Source organism: Microbacterium sp. M (genome assembly GCF_045181065.1).
Taxonomy (GTDB): Bacteria; Actinomycetota; Actinomycetes; order Actinomycetales; family Microbacteriaceae; genus Microbacterium.
In genome coordinates, this window is sequence record NZ_CP173721.1 from 3,287,095 (window position 1) to 3,306,479 (window position 19,385).

Below are 19,385 nucleotides of genomic sequence, written 5' to 3' on the forward strand. Positions count from 1 at the left end.
GGGGACACGGGATGCCGATCTCCGTGTCCCCGGCGTTCTCCGAGAGGAACCGAATGACCACGCCCTATGCAGCAGCCGACGGACTCGTGCGCGTGTACCCCGCACCGGAGCCGGACGGCACCGGCCTCGTCTGGGCCCATGGCGGCGGCTTCCTGTTCGGCGACATCGACATGCCCGAATCCGACTGGGTCGCCCGCCAGCTGGCCGCCCGCGGGACGACCGTCGTCTCGGTCGACTACCGGCTCGCGCCGGTACCCGAGGGCTTCCACCCCGGCGTGGAGGAAGCACCGGGTCACATCTATCCGGCCGGGTCAGACGACATGGTCACGGCGATCCGCTGGACGCGCGCGCACGCCGAGGAGCTCGGCATCTCGCTCGACGCGCTCGCCGTCGGCGGGACGAGCGCCGGCGGCAATCTCGCGGCCGGCGCCGCGCTCCGCCTCGCCGGCACCGACGAGGCGCCGGCGCTCGCGCTGCTCGCCTACCCGACGCTGCTCGCGGTTCAGCCCGCTCCGGATGCCGAGCTGCGCGCCGCCCTGGACGCGAACCCCGACGCGGATCGCTTCCAGCCGGAGGTCGTGCTCGGCATGTACGAGAACTACCTCGGCGGGTCGGCCGACGACGCACCGCTGCCAGCTGTGCCTGGCAATGCCACGGCATCGGAACTGGTGCACTACCCGCCGACGTTCATCGTCAACGGCGACACGGACGAGCTGCGGGTCTCCGGCGAGTTCTTCGCCGCGACCCTCGCCGCAGCCGGCCGCGACGTCGAGGTCCTCACCGAACCGGGCACGCAGCACGGTCACCTCAACCGGCCGGAGGAGCCGGCCGCGACGCGCACGATCGAGCGGTTCTCGGCGCGGCTCAGGGCCCTGATCGCCTAGACGGCGGGCCGGGATGCGCCGGCTCAGCGCTCGGGGATCCAGTTCCCGTGCAGGCCGAGCGGGACGCGCGCCGGCAGATGCACGCGGGCGAGGGGCTCGCCACTGAAGTCCTGCGCGGAGAGCACGACGAGATCCGCGGCGCCGCGCTCTGGATCGTGGACGTAGAGCAGGTTGTACCCGTCGTCCTCAGCGGTCGCGTTCACCGCCGGAACGAACACGGCTTCGCCAGCGGCGGCGTCGCGCCCGAACTCGTGCGTCTCGGTCGCCCCGGTCAGCAGGTCGTGCTTCAGGATCGCGTTCGAGAACCCCTCATCGGGGCGGTCTGGCTCCGTGACGCTGGTCGGGGCGTACAGCTCCGTCGACGCCGAGTATCCGAACCGGTACGGGCGGCCAGCGTGCCGGCCGTTCATCCGCGGGAAGTCCTGCGGCCTGTCGTGGAGCAGCTCGGTGCGGACCTTCCCCGCGGCGAGATCCACGGTCCAGCGCTCCAGGACCGGGCGCCCGGCGCCGATGTCGAGAAGGCTGAACACGCCGCGGTGCACGACGACGTCGGCGACGATCCTGCCGGCCTCCTCGTAGGCGTTGAGAGTATGCCCGACCATGCCGGGCGGCAAATCCATCCACCGCACGACGCCTCCGGCCCGCGGCATGACGCCGACCTGGGTCGGCAGATCATCGTTCCAGCCGAAGGGGACGCCCGTGGCGAAGAGCTCGGGATTGAACACCACGGGTGAGGTGTAGATGAGCACGAAGTTGTCGGTGAGGCCGAAGTCGTGCAGATACGGCATGGTCGGCGCGGGAATGTTCGTCGTGCGCTGCACGCCGCCGCCCGGTTCGAACACGATGTGCTGGATGAAGTCCACACCGTAGCGGAACGCCAGGGAGTGCATCTCGCCGGTCCGGTGGTCGTACTTGGTGTGGGCGTTGGCGGTGAAGCCCTCAGGGGTCCCGCCCAGATCGGAGACGCCGACGGTGTCGAGCTCGCCGGTCAGTTCGTAGGGCGCGATGCCGCCTTCGATCAGGGCGTAGAAGCGTCCGCCGTGGCCGGCGACCTGCACGTTCGGAGCGAAGTCGAACCGTTCGTCAACGGGTCGCCCGCGACGTGGTTCACCCAGGCGGTCCGCCACGGAGGCCGAGCGCACCCAGCGGTTCCGGTACCACTCCGCACGTCCGTCGCGCAGCCGGACGCCGTGCACCATGCCTTCGCCGAGCGTCCACAGGTGCGCCGAGGCGTCCTCCAACCCGAGCGGATTGGGGCCGATGCGCAGGTAGCGCCCATCGAGGTCCTCGGGGATCTTCCCGGTGACCGGCAGGTCGAAGGCGGTGATCTCTTCTGTGACCGGGGCGAAGTTGCCTCGGGTGTATCGCTCGAGTCGCACGGTGGTTCCTCTCGTCAGTTACACGAACGTATCACACGCTTGTATAAATAGTGAAGGCGTCGCATAGGATCAGGAGCATGGGACACCGGGAGGACCTGCTCGAGGGCGCCAAGCGCTGCCTGATCGAGCGCGGCTACAGCCGGACCACCGCCCGCGACATCGTCGAGGCATCGAACACCAACCTCGGCTCGATCGGCTACCACTACGGCACGAAGGACAAACTCCTCCTGCAGGCGATGATCGAGCTGTCCGGCGACCTGGCCGAGACGATGATCACGGTCGGCACCGGAGCGGATGCCGACGACGCCGGCGAGCGGCTCCGCACGTTCTGGTCGGGCATGATCGACTCCTTCCGGCACGACCGCGCCCTGTGGAAGGCGAACCTCGAGATCCTCACGCAGACGCTGCACGACGATGAGCTGCGCCAACGGCTCGCGGATACGCAGGAGCGCGGACGCGTCGGCCTCGGCGAAGCGTTCACCTCGGCGGGCGGCGATGCGGGGCGGGCCGCCGGTGCGATTCAGTTCGCCCTCATCACGGGCGTGATGACCCAGCATCTCGTCGACCCCGACCGCGCCCCCACCGCCGATGACGTCATCGCCGGGCTGCGGGCGATCGCCGCGGTGCGCTGACGGCGCGGATAGATTCCTCTCATGGCACTCTCCGGCAACCTCGACGCGCAGCGTCGCAGAGACGAACTCGTCGAGCTCGCGAACGCTCCGCGCGGCGTGATGATCGACGCGGCGGCCGAGTTGTTCGCGGTATCGCCCATGACGATCCGCCGCGATCTGCTCGAACTCGAGGCCGAGGGCCGGGTGCGCCGCGTGCGTGGTGGCGCGACGGCGGCGCCGCGCGCTCGCCCGTTCGATGCGCGTCGGGCGATCCGCGCGACGGCCAAGCGCACGATCGCCGAGAAGGCGCTGCAGCTGGTTCCGACGGCCGGGAGCATAGCGCTGGACGCATCGACGACGGTGAGCATGCTCGCCTCGGCGATCGGTCCGCGATCCGGAGTGACCGCCTACACCAACTCGTTCGAGAGCTTCCAGCTGCTGCAGCCCTTCGAGGGGGTCAGCGCGGTGATCTCGGGCGGCACGGCCGAGCCGACGACGGGCAGTCTCGTCGGCCCCCTCGCACGGCGCAGCATCCGCTCGGTGTACTTCGACATCTTCTTCTCGTCTGCGGATGCTCTGGACAGCGACGACGGGACCTCAGAGGTCTCCGTAGAGGAGGCAGAGCTCAAGCAGGCCATGGCGACGAATGCGGCGACCACCGTCGTTCTGATCGATTCGAGCAAGCTGCAGCGCCGATCGGTGGCGCGCGCACTCGAACTGCACGAGATCTCCGTGCTGATCACCGAACTCGAACCACGCGACGAGCGACTGGACCCGTATCGCGGGATCGCCGACATCCGCTGAGTCCTTTCGGTCAATGTTCGTGTTGTGTTATATTTCACATGATCCAACAGCTCGACCGCGTGGGTCGTGCATCGTTCCTGTCTTGGAGAGCTCATGACCAACGCCACCGCTGCCGCCCTCATCGAGCGGTCGAACCGCCTGGGTGCCGACCCGAAGAACACCAACTACGCAGGCGGCAACACCTCCGCCAAGGGCACCGAGACCGACCCCGTGACCGGCCAGCCGGTCGAGTTGCTGTGGGTCAAGGGCTCGGGCGGCGACCTGGGCACCCTGAAGGAGTCCGGCCTCGCCGTGCTGCGCCTGGACCGCATGCGCGCGCTCGTCGACGTCTACCCGGGTCTTGACCGCGAGGACGAGATGGTAGCCGCGTTCGACTACTGCCTCCACGGCAAGGGCGGTGCCGCACCGTCGATCGACACGGCGATGCACGGCCTCGTCGACGCCGCGCACGTCGACCATCTGCATCCCGACTCGGGCATCGCGATCGCCACGGCCGCAGACGGAGAAGAGCTGACGACGAAGATCTTCGGCGACAAGGTCGTCTGGGTGCCGTGGCGCCGCCCCGGTTTCCAGCTCGGTCTGGACATCGCCGAGATCAAGGCGAAGAACCCGCAGGCGATCGGCTGCATCCTCGGCGGCCACGGCATCACCGCCTGGGGCGACACGTCGGAGGAGTCCGAGACCAATTCGCTGTGGATCATCGACACGGCCGCCGCCTACATCGAGGCCAACGGCGAGTCGGCACCCTTCGGCGACGTGCGCGGCGGCTTCGAGGCCCTGCCGGATGCCGAGCGGCGAGAGCGCGCGGCGACGCTGGCCGCCACGATCCGCGGGATCGCCTCGCACGACAAGCCGATGGTCGGCCACTTCACCGACTCCGACGTCGTGCTCGACTTCCTCGCGTCCGAGCGCGCGCCCGAACTCGCCGCTCTCGGCACGAGCTGCCCCGACCACTTCCTGCGCACGAAGGTCAAGCCGCTGATCCTCGACCTGCCGGCGACGGCGTCACCGGAGGACCAGATCGCCCGACTGCACGAACTTCACGACGAGTACCGCTCTGACTACCAGGCGTACTACGACGCGCATGCGACGGCGGAGTCGCCCGCGATCCGCGGCGCGGACCCCCTCATCGTCCTGATCCCCGGCGTGGGAATGTTCTCGTACGGTGCGAACAAGCAGACCGCCCGCGTCGCCGGCGAGTTCTACGTCAACGCGATCAACGTCATGCGCGGCGCCGAGGCGCTGTCGACCTACTCCCCCATCTCGGATGCCGAGAAGTTCCGCATCGAGTACTGGGCGCTCGAGGAGGCCAAGCTGCAGCGGATGCCGAAGCCGAAGTCCCACCAGGGCCGCATCGCGTTCGTCACGGGCGCGGCATCCGGCATCGGCAAGGCCATCGCCACCCGACTCGCGGCCGAGGGCGCCTGCGTCGTCGTCGCGGACCTCGACCTCGAGAAGGCGCAGGCTGCCGCGGCCGAACTCGGGAACACGGATGTCGCGATCGGTGTCGCCGCGAACGTCGCGGATGCCGAGGCGGTCCAGGCCGCGCTGAACGAGGCCGTGCTGGCATTCGGCGGCGTCGACCTCGTCGTCAACAACGCCGGTCTTTCGCTGTCGCGTCCGCTGCTGGAGACCACCGAGAAGGACTGGGACCTGCAGCACGACGTCATGGCCAAGGGCTCTTTCCTGGTGTCGAAGGCTGCGGCGAAGGTCCTGATCGACCAGAAGCTCGGCGGCGACATCATCTACATCTCGTCGAAGAACTCCGTCTTCGCCGGCCCGAACAACATCGCCTACTCCGCGACGAAGGCGGACCAGGCCCACCAGGTGCGGCTGCTCGCGGTCGAGCTCGGCGAGTTCGGCATCCGCGTCAACGGCATCAACCCCGACGGCGTCGTCCGCGGCTCGGGCATCTTCGCCTCCGGGTGGGGCGCGAACCGCGCGGCCACGTACGGCGTGGCGGAGGAGGACCTCGGCCAGTTCTACGCGAACCGCACGATCCTCAAGCGCGAGGTCGTCCCCGAGAACGTCGCCGACGCGGTGTTCGTCCTCACCGGCCCGGAGCTGAGCCGCACGACGGGCCTGCACATCCCGGTCGACTCCGGCGTCGCCGCGGCGTTCCTGCGATGACTGACATCCGCGCGGTCGCCGCGGTCGACCTCGGAGCGACGTCGGGGCGCGTCATGATCGGGCGGGTCGGACCCGACGCGCTCGAGCTCGAGCTCGTCACCCGGTTCCCCAACGGCCCCGTCGAGCGCGCAGACGGACTGCACTGGGACTTCGATGCCCTGTACGGTCACATCGTCGACGGACTCGCCGAGGCTGTCCGCCGGGAGCCGTCGATCGAGAGCATCGGCATCGACTCCTGGGCGGTGGACTACGGTCTGCTGCGCGACGACGCACTGCTCGCGGAGCCGTTCCACTACCGCGACGAGCGCAGCGAGCGCGGGGTCGCCGAGGTGCACACGATCGCCCCCTTCACCGAGCTATACCAGCGCAACGGCTTGCAGTTCCTGCCGTTCAACACGCTGTACCAGTACCGCGTGGACACCGCCCTCGCGGACGCCGACGGCGCGCTCCTCATCCCCGATCTCATCGCCTACCTGCTCACCGGGGCACGTGTCGCCGAGCGCACGAACGCCTCGACGACCGGGCTCCTCGGGGTCGAGTCGTCGGAGTGGGATCTGGAGCTCGCCGAGCGTCTCGGCATCCCGTCCGGCATCCTCCCGCCGCTCGTCGACCCTGGCGTCGTGATCGGGACGCTGCGTCCCGATCTGACCGAGCGCATCGGCAAAGACCTCCCCGTCGTCGCCGTCGGCTCGCACGACACGGCATCCGCTGTCGTGGCCGTGCCGCTGTCGACGCCGGATTCGGCGTACATCTCGTGCGGCACGTGGGGCCTGGTCGGCGTGGAGATCGCGGAGCCGGTGCTGACGGATGCCGCACGCGCGGCGAACTTCACGCACGAATCGGGCGTGGACGGCCGGTTCCGGTTCCTGCACAATGTCACCGGCCTCTGGCTGCTGAGCGAGACGGTGCGCGCCTGGGAGGCGGAGGACGCCTCCTCGATCGACCTGCCAGAGCTGCTGGATGCCGCGGCGGCGGTCTCCGGAGACATCCCCCTTTTCGATGCGAACGACCCATCGCTGAGCGCACCCGGCGACATGCCGGCGCGCATCGCCGCCGTGCTGACGTCCGGTGGTTCGGCAGTGCCGGCCGACCGCGCGGCCTTCGCGCGCACGATCGTCGAGTCGATCGCGCAGGCCTTCGCGGATGCCGTGCAGACGGCCGGAGATCTCTCCGGTCGTGAGATCGACGCCATCCACCTGGTGGGCGGCGGATCGCTGAACCGGCTGCTGTGTCAGGCGACCGCCGATCGTTCAGGCGTGCCGGTGCTCGCCGGCCCCGTCGAGGCGACCGCGCTCGGCAACGTGCTCGTGCAGGCGCGCGCCCTCGGCGCTGCTCCGGCGACCCTCGAAGAGCTGCGCGCGCTGGTCGCGCGCACGCATCAGCCGGTCCGGTACGACCCGCGCTGAGCGCTCCTCTTCTCGTTCGTTGAACGAGCCCCGCCTCCTCGCTCAACGAACGAGGGGAACGGCGCCGTCCTCGCTCAACGAGCGAGGGACGCCGGGCGAGCCGAGATGACGACCTCCGCCGGTGCGAAGCCCTCAGCCGACGCCGTGACGCGCACCTCGGCACCCGGATCGCGACGCACGATCGCCAGCAGACGCCCGTCGTACGTCGTCGCCGACGGACCGGCGAACGACTCCTCGGTGCGGGCGCGGCCGGATCCGATCCCCGCCAGTTCACCGTCCGAGACCGACACGGTCACGCGCGCGTCCTGGTCGACGACGACGGTGCCAGCGGCATCCTCGAGAGTGATCGCGACGTAGGCGAGCGCGGCGTCGCCGCCGTCCTCCACGCGTGCGACGAGCGCGGCGGAGCCGGCCGTGACGAGCGCCGTCCGGCCGATCTCGGCCCCCGACCGAAACGCGACCGCGGACAGTTCTCCCGGTTCGTATGAGGTCTCGAACCGGGCGATGAGCGGGCGCGGCACCCCCACAGGGATGCGCGCGACCGGCACGCCGTTGCGGCGCAGTTCGACCTCGTCGGCATCCGCGTAGACGTCGACAGAGACGGGTGATCCGGTCGGGACGCTCCAGCTCCAGTTCGAGACCACGTCGTCCCAGGACCAGGGCGTCTTAGCGGTCGGCCGACCATGGTGCTGCGGCCGATGCACGGCGATCATCGGCTCGGTCCGCAGCCCGAACGCGATCTCGCGGTAGTACGACGCCGGCAGCCGGTGCCCGGTGATGTCGATATCGCCGCACTGGGCGAGCAGATACGGGTAGGGGCCCGCGGTTCCGGTCGGCTCGTAGCCGTCGACGTCGGTGTAGTCGACGCGACCGATCCCCGCCTCGCCGATGTAGTCCCAGCCCGTCCACGTGAAGTCGCCGATCACGTGCGGCAGCCGTGTCACGGCTTCCCAGAGCGAGGCGATCCGGTCAGGGAACGTCTCTGACCCGACGATCACCCGGTTCGGGAAGAGTTCGGCATCCAACTCGTAGCGGGAATCCGCATAGTTGAACCCGACGACATCGAGCACGGCGGCGGATTCCTCGATCGAGTCCGTCACGAGCGCAGACGCGTTCATTCGCGCCATCTGCTCTCCCATGTCGGCCATCATGGTGTTCGCATCGGATGCCTCGGCCGACGCCATCGCGGCCTGCAGGTGCTCGAGGTTCGCGATGATCCCGTTGATGCCGTTGGTCACGAAACGGCTCGGGTCGAGCCGGCGGAACTCCTCGGCGAGGCGCCTGCTCCAGGTCGCCCCGTGCGGCGTCGCGAGCTCGAGGATCTCGTTGCCGATCGAGTACAGGATGACGCTGGGGTGGCCGAGATCCTTGGCCACCAGAGCCGCGACGTCTCTCCGCCAGCGCTCTTCGAACCCGAGCGACGAGTCGAACGCGGTCTTCGACTTCGTCCACACGTCGGTCAGCTCGTCCATCACGAGCATGCCGTACCGGTCGCACGCTTCGAGCAAAGCGCGGCTTGCGGGGTTGTGGGCGCTGCGGATCGCGTTGAAACCGGCTTCCTTGAGGATCCGCACGCGACGGTCCTCCGCCGCCTCGACCGAGACCGCTCCGAGCGGACCGTTGTCGTGGTGGATGCAGGCGCCGCGGAGATCGACGGTCTCGCCGTTGATTCGCAGGCCGTGCGCCGTGTCGAGCTGGAGGCGACGGATGCCGAGCACCGTCTCGTCCTGATCGACGGGATCTCCGTCGATCGTCGCGAGGATCGTGCGCACCCGGTACAGGTGCGGGGCATCAGGGCTCCACAGCCGAGGGGCGGTGACGGGAACGCGGACGCGGGTCACGGCATCGGTGCCCGGCAGGATCGTCACCGGCGAGGTGCCCGATGCGACCTCGATGTCGCCGTCGTCGACGATCGTCCAGCTCAGGCGGCGCATCGCCGTGTGACGGGTGCCGTTCTCGACCCGCGTGGAGATCTCGACGATCGCCCGTTCCGCATCGATGTCGGATGCCGCAGCCCTCGTGCCGTCGAGCGCGATGTGCACCGGATCGCCGACGACGAGGTGGACGGGCCGGTAGATGCCGCCGCCGGTGTACCAGCGGCTGTCCCGGTGCACACGCGCCTCGACGACGATCGTGTTCGGCTCGCCGTGCCTCAGGAACGGATCGGCATCCACGACGAAGGCCGCGTAACCGTTCGCCTCGTGCGCGGCGAAGTCGCCGTTGATGTACACGGTCGCGTCGCGGTAGACGCCCTCGAACTCGATGCGGACCGCCCGGTCGCGCCACTCGTCAGGGACGTCGAACGTCGTGCGGTACTCGAAGACGCCGCCGGGGATGTAGCCGGCGTGCACGCCCTGCACGCTGTCGGCCGAGCGCGGCAGGTCCCGGAGCGCGTCATGGGGAATGGTCACGGCGACGGCGGCCGTCGCCGCATCCCGCGATTCGAAGGCGCCCAGCTTGGGGCCGACCGTCCAGCCGTCGACGAAGGGGATGCGGATCATGCTGACGCCTCCGCCTCGTCCGCGATGTCCCAGTCGATGTCGACGAATCCCGAGATGAACTCACGCAGCTCGATCTCCATGTCCACCACGGAGCGGTCGAGCAGCCATTGCACCTGCAGGCCGTCCATCATGGCGATGATCGCGACCGCCCCGCGGTACGAGGTCATGCCCGGTCGGAGCCGCCCCTCGGCCCGGAGGAACTCGAGGGCCCGCTCGATGTTGGACCGCGTGATGTCGTAGCGGTCGACGAAGTACTGGTGCGCCGGATGCTCGGGCGACGTGGCCTCCGCCGAGAGCGTGCAGTAGAGCTCGACCACGCCGGGGATGGACGCGTTGTGCGCGGCGAGCGCCACGAGACCGCGCATCGTGGCGGCGCCGTCCTCCGAGCGCATCGGGACCATCTCGAGCGCGCGGTCGTCGCGGTGCGTGAGCACCGCCTCCAGCAGCTTGACCTTGCTCGAGAAATGATGCAGCAGCCCCGCCTCGCTGATCCCGACGCGCTGGGCGACCTCGCGCAGCGAACCGGAGCGGTATCCGCCCTCGGCGAAGACCTCGAGCGCGGCATCCAGGATCGCCTTGCGCCGCTCCCTGGTCTTCGCGTACTCGCCGCGGGCTCCGCGCCGAACCGGCTTCGTCCTCGTGGTGTTCGTCATCGATGTCACCGTATCCCACGCTCTGCGACCGTTGTCGATCGCGGGCGCCGGACCCTCCGGGTACCGTTCTATAACAAATTCCGAGCGATCGCTAGGTATTTGCGACAAAAACCTAGTGCACGCTCGCTTTTCCTGCTAGCTTCACTCCGCAAGAGGTGATCCACAGGGGTATCACCGCATCGAAGGGACCAAGGATGTTCCGTTGGAAGGCCACAGCAGCCACCATCGCCATCGCGGCTCTCGCTCTCACCGGCTGCGCCGCGGGGACCGAGGACACCGGCGACGGCGCACAGGGTGGAGGCACTCTCACCCTCGGCGCGATCACGCCACCCACGACGTTCGACCCCGCAGGGGCCGAGTGGGGCAACCGCGCACCGTTCTACCAAGCCGTGTTCGACACCCTCCTGCTCGCCACCCCCGAGGGAACGATCGAACCGTGGCTCGCGACCGAGTGGTCGTACAACGACGACAGCACCGAGCTCACGCTGACGCTGCGCGATGACGTCACCTTCACGGACGACTCCGAACTCACCGCTCAGGTCGTCATCGACAACCTGCAGCGGTTCAAGGACGGCACGTCTCCCGACGCCAACTACTTCGCCGGCGTCTCGAACCTGGCCGCTCCTGATGACACGACGGTCGTCATCACCCTCGCGGCCCCCGACCCCGCGTTCCTGAACTACCTCACCCGTGACCCCGGGCTCGTCGCGAGCGGCGAGTCGCTGGCGAACGACGACCTCGCCACCGACCCGATCGGCTCGGGACCGTACGTCCTCGACACCGCCGCGACGGTCACCGGCACCAGCTACACGTACACGAAGAACCCCGGCTACTGGAACCCGGACGTCCAGCACTACGACGGCCTCGTCATCAACGTCCTGGCGGACGCCACGGCATCCGTCAACGCGATCAAGGCCGGTGAGGCCAACGGCGTCAAGCTCGCGAGCAACGACAATCTCACCGAAGTCGAAGCCGCCGGCTGGACGATCAACGCGAACGAGCTCGACTTCCAGGGCCTGCTGCTGCTGGATCGCGCCGGCACGATGAATCCCGCGCTCGCCGACGTGAAGGTGCGCCAGGCGCTGAACTACGCCTTCGATCGCGAAGGCCTGCTGCAGGCGCTGCAGCTGGGCAACGGCACCGTGACGACGCAGGTTTTCCCCGAGGGATCCGAGGCGTACGACGAGTCGCTGGACGACTACTACACCTATGACCCGGAGAAGGCCAAGGAACTGCTCGCCGAGGCGGGCTACGCGGACGGGTTCACGCTCGAGATGCCGAGCTCCACGCTGCTGGGCGCGGCGACCTACACGCTCATCGAGCAGCAGTTGGCCGACATCGGCGTCACCGCCTCGTACACCGACCCGGGCAACAACTTCATCGCGGACCTCCTCGCGCCGAAGTACCCTGCGTCGTTCATGGCGCTCGAGCAGAACCCCGACTGGCAGCTGATCCAGTTCATGATCGCCCCCACCGCGATCTTCAACCCGTTCGGCTACTCCGACCCGCAGGTGGACGAGTACATCCAGCAGATCCAGTTCGGCGACGAGGCGACGCAGGCCTCGGTGGCGAAGGAGCTCAACGCCTACCTCGTCGAGCAGGCCTGGTTCGCTCCGTTCTACCGGGTGCAGGGCAGCTTCGCGACCGACGCGAACACGACGGTCGAGATGCTCCCGACCAACGCGTACCCCGCGATCTACGACTTCGTCCCGAAGCCGTAGCACCGAATTCCGGCCCGCCCGCGTCCGCGGGCGGGCCGGTCCAGACTCCCTCCACGACACAGGAGCGCAGCATGCTCATGTTCATCATCCGGCGGGTCCTCGCCGGCATCGCCCTGCTCTTCGTCATATCCATCGTGACGTTCGGGCTCCTCTTCCTCGACAGCGCGAACATCGCGCGACGCATCCTCGGCCAGAACGCGACCGAGGAGCTGGTCGCCCAGAAGTCGGCCGAGCTGGGTCTCGACCGCCCGCTCATCGTGCAGTACTGGGATTGGCTCACCTCCGCCCTCACCGGTGACCTCGGCCGCTCGTGGTTCAACGGTCAGCTCGTCTCCGTCAGCCTCTCCGGCCGCCTCAGCGTCAGCCTGTCGCTCGTGATCGGCGCCACGGTCATCTCCGCCATCATCGCGGTGGTGCTCGGCGTCCTCGCGGCCCGCCGCGGCGGCTGGGTCGACGCCCTGGTGCAGCTCATCTCGGTCCTGGGGTTCGCGATCCCCGGTTTCCTGATCGCGCTGTATCTCGTCCTCTTCTTCGCGATCAACCTCGGCTGGTTCAAGGCCACCGGGTACATTCCGATCACGACGTCGTTCACAGGCTGGATGTCCTCGGTGACCCTGCCGATCATCGCACTCTCGGTCGGCGCCATCGCCGCGGTGGCGCAGCAGGTGCGCGGGTCCGTCACCGATGCGATGTCGCGCGACTACGTGCGCACGCTCCGCTCCCGCGGCCTCTCCAGCGGCAGCGTCGTGTACAAGCACGTCCTCCGCAACGCCGGAGGCCCTGCCCTCGCCGTGCTCGCCGTGCAGTTCATCGGGCTCCTCGGCGGCGCCGTCATCGTCGAGCAGGTCTTCGCCCTCCCCGGTATGGGCCAGCTCACCGTCGCCGCCACCACCCAGGGCGACATCCCCGTCGTCATGGGCGTCGTGATCGCGTTCGCCGTGATCGTGATCATCGTGAACCTCGTCATCGACCTCGCCCAAGCAGCCCTCAACCCGAAGGTGCGACTCTCATGACCGCTATCGAAGTGCCCACGGCCGTGCCGACGCCGGCCGTGAAGACCTCGCTGTTCCGCCGGCTCGTCCGGCGCCCCGTGGCTCTGTCCGCACTGATCTTCCTCGTGATCGTCGTGATCATCGCGGTCATCGGTCGCTGGCTGGCCCCGTTCGACCCGAATCTCGCGTCGCTGCAGCTCGTGCTGGCCCCGCCGAGCGCCGAGCACCCGCTCGGCGCCGACAGCGCCGGACGGGATGTGCTGTCCCGCCTGCTCGTGGCGACCCAGATCACGCTCGCCGCGGCTCTCGTCGCGGTCGTCACCGCGCTGGTCATCGGCGTCGTCTCCGGCCTGATCGCCGGCTACTACCGCGGCTGGTTCGACTCGGTGGCGTCCTGGGTGACGTCGTTGGTGATGGCCCTGCCTGGCATGGTCGTACTGCTCGCGGCACGCGCCGTGCTCGGCCCGAGCGTGTGGCTGGCGATGTTCATCTTCGGCATCCTGCTCGCCCCCGCGTACTACCGCCTGGTGTACGCGGCCGTCACGGGCGTGCGCGGCGAGCTCTACGTCGATGCGGCCAGGGTGGCCGGCCTGTCCGACATGCGCATCATCGGCCGCCACATCCTGTCGGTCGTCCGCGCTCCGATCATCATCCAGTCCGCGATCGTCGCCGGCATCGCCGTGGCGATCCAGTCCGGTCTCGAGTTCCTCGGGCTCGGCGACATGAGCGTGCCCACCTGGGGCGGGATGCTCAACGACGGCTTCGCGAACATCTACAAGCAGCCGCTGCTGATGCTCTGGCCCTCGCTCGCGATCGCGCTCACCTCGATCGCGCTGACGCTGCTCGCCAACGGCATGCGCGACGTGCTGGAGCGCACCGCCGTGGTGCGCCGCCGCCGCCGCCGCGCCGTGACCACGGCCACCGGATCGATCGCCGCCGTCACGACGTCGATCAGCACCTCGGGACGCGATCTCGAGGAGCTGGAGGACTCGGCGGCGATCCCGGTCATCGGGGACACGATCACGCACGCCGACGATGCGCGCACGGCCGCGCTGCCTGCGACGCCGATCCTCACGGTCTCGGACCTGCGCGTGGCATACGAGCAGATCGAGGGCGAGGACATCGAGGTGGTGCACGGCGTCTCGCTGCAGATCCGCAAGGGCGAGGTGCACGGGCTGATCGGCGAGTCCGGTTCGGGCAAGACCCAGACCGCGTTCGCCGTGCTCGGCCTGCTGCCCCGCGGTGGTCGGGTCACGGCCGGATCGATCGATTTCGAGGGCACGGAGCTGGCGGATGCCGCGGAGAAGGCGTACGCCGGCATCCGGGGCAGACGCATCGGCTACATCCCTCAGGAGCCGATGAGCAACCTCGACCCGTCGTTCACGATCGGATCACAGCTCGTGGAGCCGCTGCGCAAGAACCTGGGGATGTCGAAGAAGGACGCCACCGAGAAGGCGCTGGCTCTGCTCGATCGCGTCGGCATCCCGAATCCGAAGCGCACGTTCGACGCGTATCCGTTCGAGGTCTCCGGCGGCATGGCGCAGCGCGTCCTGATCGCCGGCGCCGTCTCGACGGACCCGGATCTGATCATCGCCGACGAGCCGACCACCGCGCTGGACGTCACGGTGCAGGCCGAGGTGCTGGACCTGCTGCGCGATCTGCAGCGAGAACGCCAGATGGCGATGCTGCTGGTCACGCACAACTTCGGCGTCGTCGCCGATCTGTGCGACCGCGTCACGGTCATGCAGCAGGGTCTGTTCGTCGAACAGGGCCCCGTCCGCACGATCCTCGGCGCCCCCGCCCACCCCTACACGCAGTCGCTGCTGGACGCGATCCTCGACGAGGGTCCGGCCCGTGGCGAGCTGAAGACCGCCGCAGAAGGAGCACAGTCGTGAACGCACTCCTCGAGGTCGAGAACCTCCACGTCACGTACCCGGGCAAGGGCTTCCGCGCCGAGCCGTTCCACGCGCTCAAGGGCGTCTCGCTCGACATCCGGGCCGGCGAGACGATGGGGCTCGTCGGAGAATCCGGGTCGGGCAAGACCACGCTCGGCCGTGCCGTGCTGGGCCTCGCTCCCGTCACGGACGGCTCGGTCCGATACGACGGGCAGGAGATCGCGCACCTGAACCGCCGCGAGCGCCGGGCGCTGTCCAGCGAGATCCAGGTCGTCTTCCAGGACCCTTATTCGTCGCTGAACCCTTCGATGACGATCGCGCAGATCCTCGCCGAACCGCTCACCGCCCGCGGCGTCTCGTCCAAGGAGGCGAACGCGCGGGTCTCGGACCTGCTCGACCGCGTCGGTCTGCCGGCGGATGCTGCCCGCCGGCTGCCCCGTGAGTTCTCGGGCGGGCAGCGCCAGCGCGTGGCGATCGCCCGCGCGCTGGCGCTGGATCCCAAGCTCATCGTCTGCGACGAGCCGGTCTCGGCTCTCGACCTGTCCACACAGGCGCGCGTGCTCGACCTGTTCATCGAGATCCAGGAGCGCACCGGGGTCGCGTATCTCTTCATCTCGCACGACCTCGCCGTCGTCCGCCACATCAGCCACCGCGTCGCGGTGATGTACCGGGGCGAGCTGGTCGAGACGGGCGACGGCGATCAGGTCACGGCTCACCCGTCGCACCCTTACACCCAGCGGCTGTTCCTGGCCGCCCCCGTCCCGAACCCCGACGCGCAGCAGCAGCGACGCGTCGAACGACGCGCGCTCATCGACGCGCAGCTCAGCACCGAAGGAGCCGCATGACCGCCGCGAACCCCGAGACGACCACGCATCTCGTCCCGCTGCTCGACCGCCTCACCCTCGAGCAGAAAGCGGCGCTCGTGCAGGGCGCGGACTTCTGGACCACGGTGCCGATCCCGGAGATCGGCCTGCGGGCGATGACGCTCTCCGACGGGCCGGCCGGTGTCCGCGGTCCGCGGTGGGACGAGCGCGACCCGTCGCTCAACCTCCCCTCCGGTTCCGCGCTGGCCGCATCCTGGGATGCGGACCTCGCCTACCGCTTCGCGGCTGCCGCGGCATCCGAAGCGCGCCGCAAGGGCGTAGACGTCGTCCTCGGCCCGACGATCAACCTGCACCGGTCGCCGCTCGGCGGACGGCACTTCGAGTGCTTCAGCGAGGACCCGGAGCTGACCGCCGAACTGGCGAGCGCGTATGTCCGCGGCCTCCAGGACAACGGGGTCGCCGCGACCCCGAAGCACTACGTCGCGAACGACTCGGAGACCGACCGGTTCACGGTCGACATCGAGGTCGACGATCGGGCGTTGCGCGAGCTGTACCTCGCACCGTTCGAGCGCGCCGTCGAAGCCGGCGCGTGGTCGATCATGAGCGCGTACAACTCGGTCGACGGCGTCACCATGACCGAGAACGCGCTCCTGGAGACTCCGCTCAACAGCGAGTGGGGCTTCGACGGCGTCGTCATCAGCGATTGGACCGCCGTCCGCTCTCTGGATGCCGTCCCCGCCGCCCAGGATCTCGCGATGCCCGGGCCGGCACCGGCGTGGGCGGATCTCGTCGACGCCGTGCGCGACGGCCGCGTGCAGGAGTCGGATCTCGACCGCAAGGTGCTGCGCATCCTGCTGCTCGCCGAGCGCGTCGGCGCGCTGGAGGGGTCGCCCGCGATCGCGCCGGCCGCCGTCGACGGGCCCGCGTTCGCCCGCGAGGCCGCGATCGAGGGCTCCGTCCTGCTGCAGAACACCGGCATCCTTCCGTTGGCTGCGCAGGCCCTCGGCCAGGTCGCCGTCATCGGGCAGAACGCCCGCGATGCGCGCACGCAGGGCGGCGGGTCAGCCACGGTCATCCCCGAGAACGTCGTGTCCCCGCTCGACGCGATCCGCGCGGCGCTGCCGCATGCGGAGGTGCGCTACGAGCTCGGCGCCGTCGTGCAGGAGGGCGTCGCCGAGATCCCGCTCGCGCACATCGTCAACCCCGCGACGGGCGAGCCCGGCCTGCGCGTGAGGTTTCTCGATGCCGACGGGCAGGAGCTGTTCGCGGAGGATCGCCGTGCGACCGGCCTGGTCTGGTTCGGCGGCGATGCCCCGATCGCCGCGAGCCGCACCATCGTGCTCACGACGCGGTACACCCCGACCGAATCCGGCGAGATCCAGCTCGGATTCGCCGGAGCGAACCCCGGCAGGCTCTTCGTCGACGGAGAGCTCGTCCTCGAAGACTCCCCCGTGATCGAGGGCACCGATCTCGGCGCCGCGTTCCTGAACCCGCCGTCGCTCACCGTCGGCGTCCACGTCGACGCCGGGCGTGCGATCGAGCTCCGTGCGGAGTTCACGCGCGCCGGCGCCGGTGCTCTGAGCGGCGCCTTCAGCGCCACCCTCGGAATCGCCCCGGAGCGCACGGATGCGGGCCTCCTCATCGCCCGGGCCGTGGAAGCGGCGGCATCCGCCGACGTCGCCATCGTCGTCGTCGGCACGAACTCGAAGGTCGAATCGGAGGGGTACGACCGCGTCGACCTGGATCTGCCCGGTCATCAGGACGACCTCGTGCGCGCCGTCGCCGCCACCGGCACACCGACCATCGTCGTCGTCAACGCGGGGTCGCCCGTCGTGCTGCCGTGGGCGGGTGGCGTCGGCGCGATCCTGCAGGGATACTTCGGCGGTCAGGAGTTCGGCCACGCGATCGCCGACGTGCTCACCGGTGCCGCCGAGCCAGGCGGACGCCTGCCCACCACCTGGCCGGCCGCGCTCGCGGACGTGCCGGTGACCGAGGTCGCCCCCACCGACGGACGCCTCGCCTACAGCGAGGGCCTGCACATCGGGTACCGCGCCTGGCTGAGGGATGCCGCAGAGCCGGCGTTCGCGTTCGGTCACGGGCTCGGGTACACGTCATGGTCGTGGGGCTCCGCACGGCGCCACGAGGACGCGGTCGAGGTGGTGCTCACCAACTCCGGCGAGCGCGCCGGCAAGCAGGTCGTCCAGGTCTACGCCGAGCGCAGCGACTCCTCCGTCGATCGGCCGGTGCGCTGGCTCGTCGGGTTCGTGGTCGTCCGCGTCGAGCCGGGCGAGACGGTCACCGCCACCGTACCCGTCCCCGCGCGCCGTCTCGCCCACTGGGCGAGCGACTGGGTCGTCGAACCGGGGACCTACACGTTCCGGATCGGACCGTCGGTCGCCGATCTGCCCCTCTCGATCGACTGGGACACTGCGTGAGCCTCGACACGCTCGACGGACCTCTCCAGGGGCGCGCCGAGCCACGGCTCGGCGAGATCGTCGACACGCTCGATGGCTATCTGGCCGCCGACCCGGATCTGTCGTTCCAGGTCGCGGCGTTCCACGAGGGCCTCCCGGTCCTGGACGCCTGGGGTGGCCCGCACCTCGGCGAGGAGTCGGTGATCGTGCCGTACTCCGTCACGAAGAACACGATCGGCCTGTCGATCGGCCTGCTCCTCGAGCGCGGCGAGATCGATCTGGACGAGCGCGTGGCGCACTACTGGCCGGAGTTCGCCGCGGCGGGCAAGCACGGCGTCACGGTGCGCCAGCTGCTCTCGCACCAGGCGGGTCTGCCGCAGGCGGCGCCGGCGCTGTCCTGGGCGGAGCTCCTCGATCATCACGCCGCAGCGGAGCGCCTCGCCGCGAGCCGTCCGTTCTGGCATCCCGGAAGCGCATTCGGCTACCACGCCTTCACCATCGGCAACCTCGCCTCGGAGCTCGTGTTCCGCGTCACGGGTCGCACGCTGCACGACTACTACGAGCAGGAGATCCGGGCACCGCACGGGATCGACTTCCACCTCGGCTTGCCGGACGCGCTTCGAGACCGCCGCGTCGCCGTGCTGCCGATGATCCGCCCGGTCGCGGACGCGACCGCACCCGTCTTCTCCGCGCTGGGCCCCGTCGTCTTCGCCACTCCGGGACCGGCCGTCGACTTCGCGAACGATGAGGCGAGCTGGGGCTTCGGTCATCCGGCCGGCTCGGGAACCGGATCGGCGCGCGGGATCGCACGTCTGCTCGCCGCAGCCGTCACCGGCGTCGACGGACAGCAGGCGTTCCTGAGCGCGGACACGATCGAGCAGATCGGGCAGCAGCAGATTCGCGGCTACGACGAGGTGCTCCATCAGCACGATCGCGCCCACGCGATCGTCTTCCAGAAGCCGTCTCAGCAGCTCGCCTTCGGCGGACCGCGCTCGTTCGGTCATGACGGCGCGATGGGCGCTCTCGCGTGCGTCGACCCGGATTCTGGGCTGGCGTTCGCCTGGACGATCGCCCGCGGTCCATGGCCCGGGGGCGCTGACCCTCGTGCCGTCGCACTCGCCCGCGAGCTCGGCCGCCTCCTCTCCGCCTGACCCCTCCTCGACCGCAAGGA

General features: G+C 69.5%; 14 protein-coding genes. 11 read left to right on the plus strand and 3 right to left on the minus strand.

Going from position 1 to position 19,385, the window contains the following annotated elements:
- Positions 1 to 53 precede the first annotated feature (53 nt).
- Entirely contained in the window at positions 54 to 884 is an 831-nt protein-coding gene (locus ACI7YT_RS16065) for an alpha/beta hydrolase (RefSeq protein ID WP_406246886.1), read from the plus strand.
- A 23-nt stretch (positions 885 to 907) separates the two neighbouring features.
- On the opposite strand, the gene ACI7YT_RS16070 is transcribed toward ACI7YT_RS16065, so the two are convergent.
- The gene (locus ACI7YT_RS16070) at positions 908 to 2,263 is read right to left on the minus strand and encodes a carotenoid oxygenase family protein (protein ID WP_406246888.1); all 1,356 of its coding nucleotides are present in this window, start codon (positions 2,261 to 2,263) and stop codon (positions 908 to 910) included.
- Positions 2,264 to 2,340: 77 nt separating this feature from the next.
- Between ACI7YT_RS16070 and ACI7YT_RS16075 the strand changes: the two genes are divergently transcribed.
- The 4 genes from ACI7YT_RS16075 to ACI7YT_RS16090 all read left to right on the plus strand — a co-directional run bounded on the left by ACI7YT_RS16075 (position 2,341) and on the right by ACI7YT_RS16090 (position 7,214).
- Positions 2,341 to 2,895: a TetR/AcrR family transcriptional regulator gene (locus ACI7YT_RS16075; protein ID WP_406246889.1), complete on the plus strand. Its 555-nt coding sequence runs from the start codon at positions 2,341 to 2,343 to the stop codon at positions 2,893 to 2,895.
- A 21-nt stretch (positions 2,896 to 2,916) separates the two neighbouring features.
- Positions 2,917 to 3,678 (plus strand): DeoR/GlpR family DNA-binding transcription regulator, encoded by a 762-nt coding sequence (locus tag ACI7YT_RS16080; protein ID WP_406246891.1) that lies wholly within the window; start codon positions 2,917 to 2,919, stop codon positions 3,676 to 3,678.
- A 93-nt stretch (positions 3,679 to 3,771) separates the two neighbouring features.
- Positions 3,772 to 5,808 (plus strand): bifunctional aldolase/short-chain dehydrogenase, encoded by a 2,037-nt coding sequence (locus ACI7YT_RS16085; RefSeq protein ID WP_406246892.1) that lies wholly within the window; start codon positions 3,772 to 3,774, stop codon positions 5,806 to 5,808.
- A complete protein-coding gene (locus ACI7YT_RS16090) occupies positions 5,805 to 7,214 on the plus strand; it encodes a rhamnulokinase family protein (RefSeq protein WP_406246894.1) in 1,410 nt (469 codons plus the stop codon). Before ACI7YT_RS16085 ends, ACI7YT_RS16090 begins: the two co-directional genes overlap by 4 nt.
- A 74-nt stretch (positions 7,215 to 7,288) precedes the next feature.
- Here ACI7YT_RS16090 and ACI7YT_RS16095 read toward each other — a convergent pair whose 3' ends face one another.
- On the minus strand, positions 7,289 to 9,715 hold the full coding sequence (locus tag ACI7YT_RS16095) for a glycoside hydrolase family 2 TIM barrel-domain containing protein (protein WP_406246896.1): 2,427 nt from the start codon (positions 9,713 to 9,715) through the stop codon (positions 7,289 to 7,291).
- Entirely contained in the window at positions 9,712 to 10,368 is a 657-nt protein-coding gene (locus ACI7YT_RS16100; RefSeq protein WP_406246897.1) for a TetR/AcrR family transcriptional regulator, read from the minus strand. The genes ACI7YT_RS16095 and ACI7YT_RS16100 overlap by 4 nt, the downstream gene beginning before the upstream one ends.
- A gap of 194 nt (positions 10,369 to 10,562) precedes the next feature.
- On the opposite strand from ACI7YT_RS16100, the gene ACI7YT_RS16105 reads away from it, so the two are divergent.
- The 6 genes from ACI7YT_RS16105 (at position 10,563) to ACI7YT_RS16130 (ending at position 19,365) form a co-directional block, all read left to right on the plus strand.
- Positions 10,563 to 12,089 (plus strand): ABC transporter substrate-binding protein, encoded by a 1,527-nt coding sequence (locus tag ACI7YT_RS16105; RefSeq protein WP_406246898.1) that lies wholly within the window; start codon positions 10,563 to 10,565, stop codon positions 12,087 to 12,089.
- A gap of 71 nt (positions 12,090 to 12,160) precedes the next feature.
- On the plus strand, positions 12,161 to 13,102 hold the full coding sequence (locus ACI7YT_RS16110) for an ABC transporter permease (protein WP_406246899.1): 942 nt from the start codon (positions 12,161 to 12,163) through the stop codon (positions 13,100 to 13,102).
- A complete protein-coding gene (locus ACI7YT_RS16115) occupies positions 13,099 to 14,976 on the plus strand; it encodes a dipeptide/oligopeptide/nickel ABC transporter permease/ATP-binding protein (RefSeq protein ID WP_406246901.1) in 1,878 nt (625 codons plus the stop codon). Before ACI7YT_RS16110 ends, ACI7YT_RS16115 begins: the two co-directional genes overlap by 4 nt.
- Positions 14,973 to 15,821, plus strand: coding sequence for an ATP-binding cassette domain-containing protein (locus ACI7YT_RS16120; RefSeq protein WP_406246903.1), 849 nt, complete (start codon positions 14,973 to 14,975; stop codon positions 15,819 to 15,821). Before ACI7YT_RS16115 ends, ACI7YT_RS16120 begins: the two co-directional genes overlap by 4 nt.
- Positions 15,818 to 18,235: a glycoside hydrolase family 3 protein gene (locus ACI7YT_RS16125; RefSeq protein WP_406246904.1), complete on the plus strand. Its 2,418-nt coding sequence runs from the start codon at positions 15,818 to 15,820 to the stop codon at positions 18,233 to 18,235. Before ACI7YT_RS16120 ends, ACI7YT_RS16125 begins: the two co-directional genes overlap by 4 nt.
- Entirely contained in the window at positions 18,232 to 19,365 is a 1,134-nt protein-coding gene (locus ACI7YT_RS16130) for a serine hydrolase domain-containing protein (RefSeq protein ID WP_406246906.1), read from the plus strand. Before ACI7YT_RS16125 ends, ACI7YT_RS16130 begins: the two co-directional genes overlap by 4 nt.
- Positions 19,366 to 19,385 lie beyond the last annotated feature (20 nt).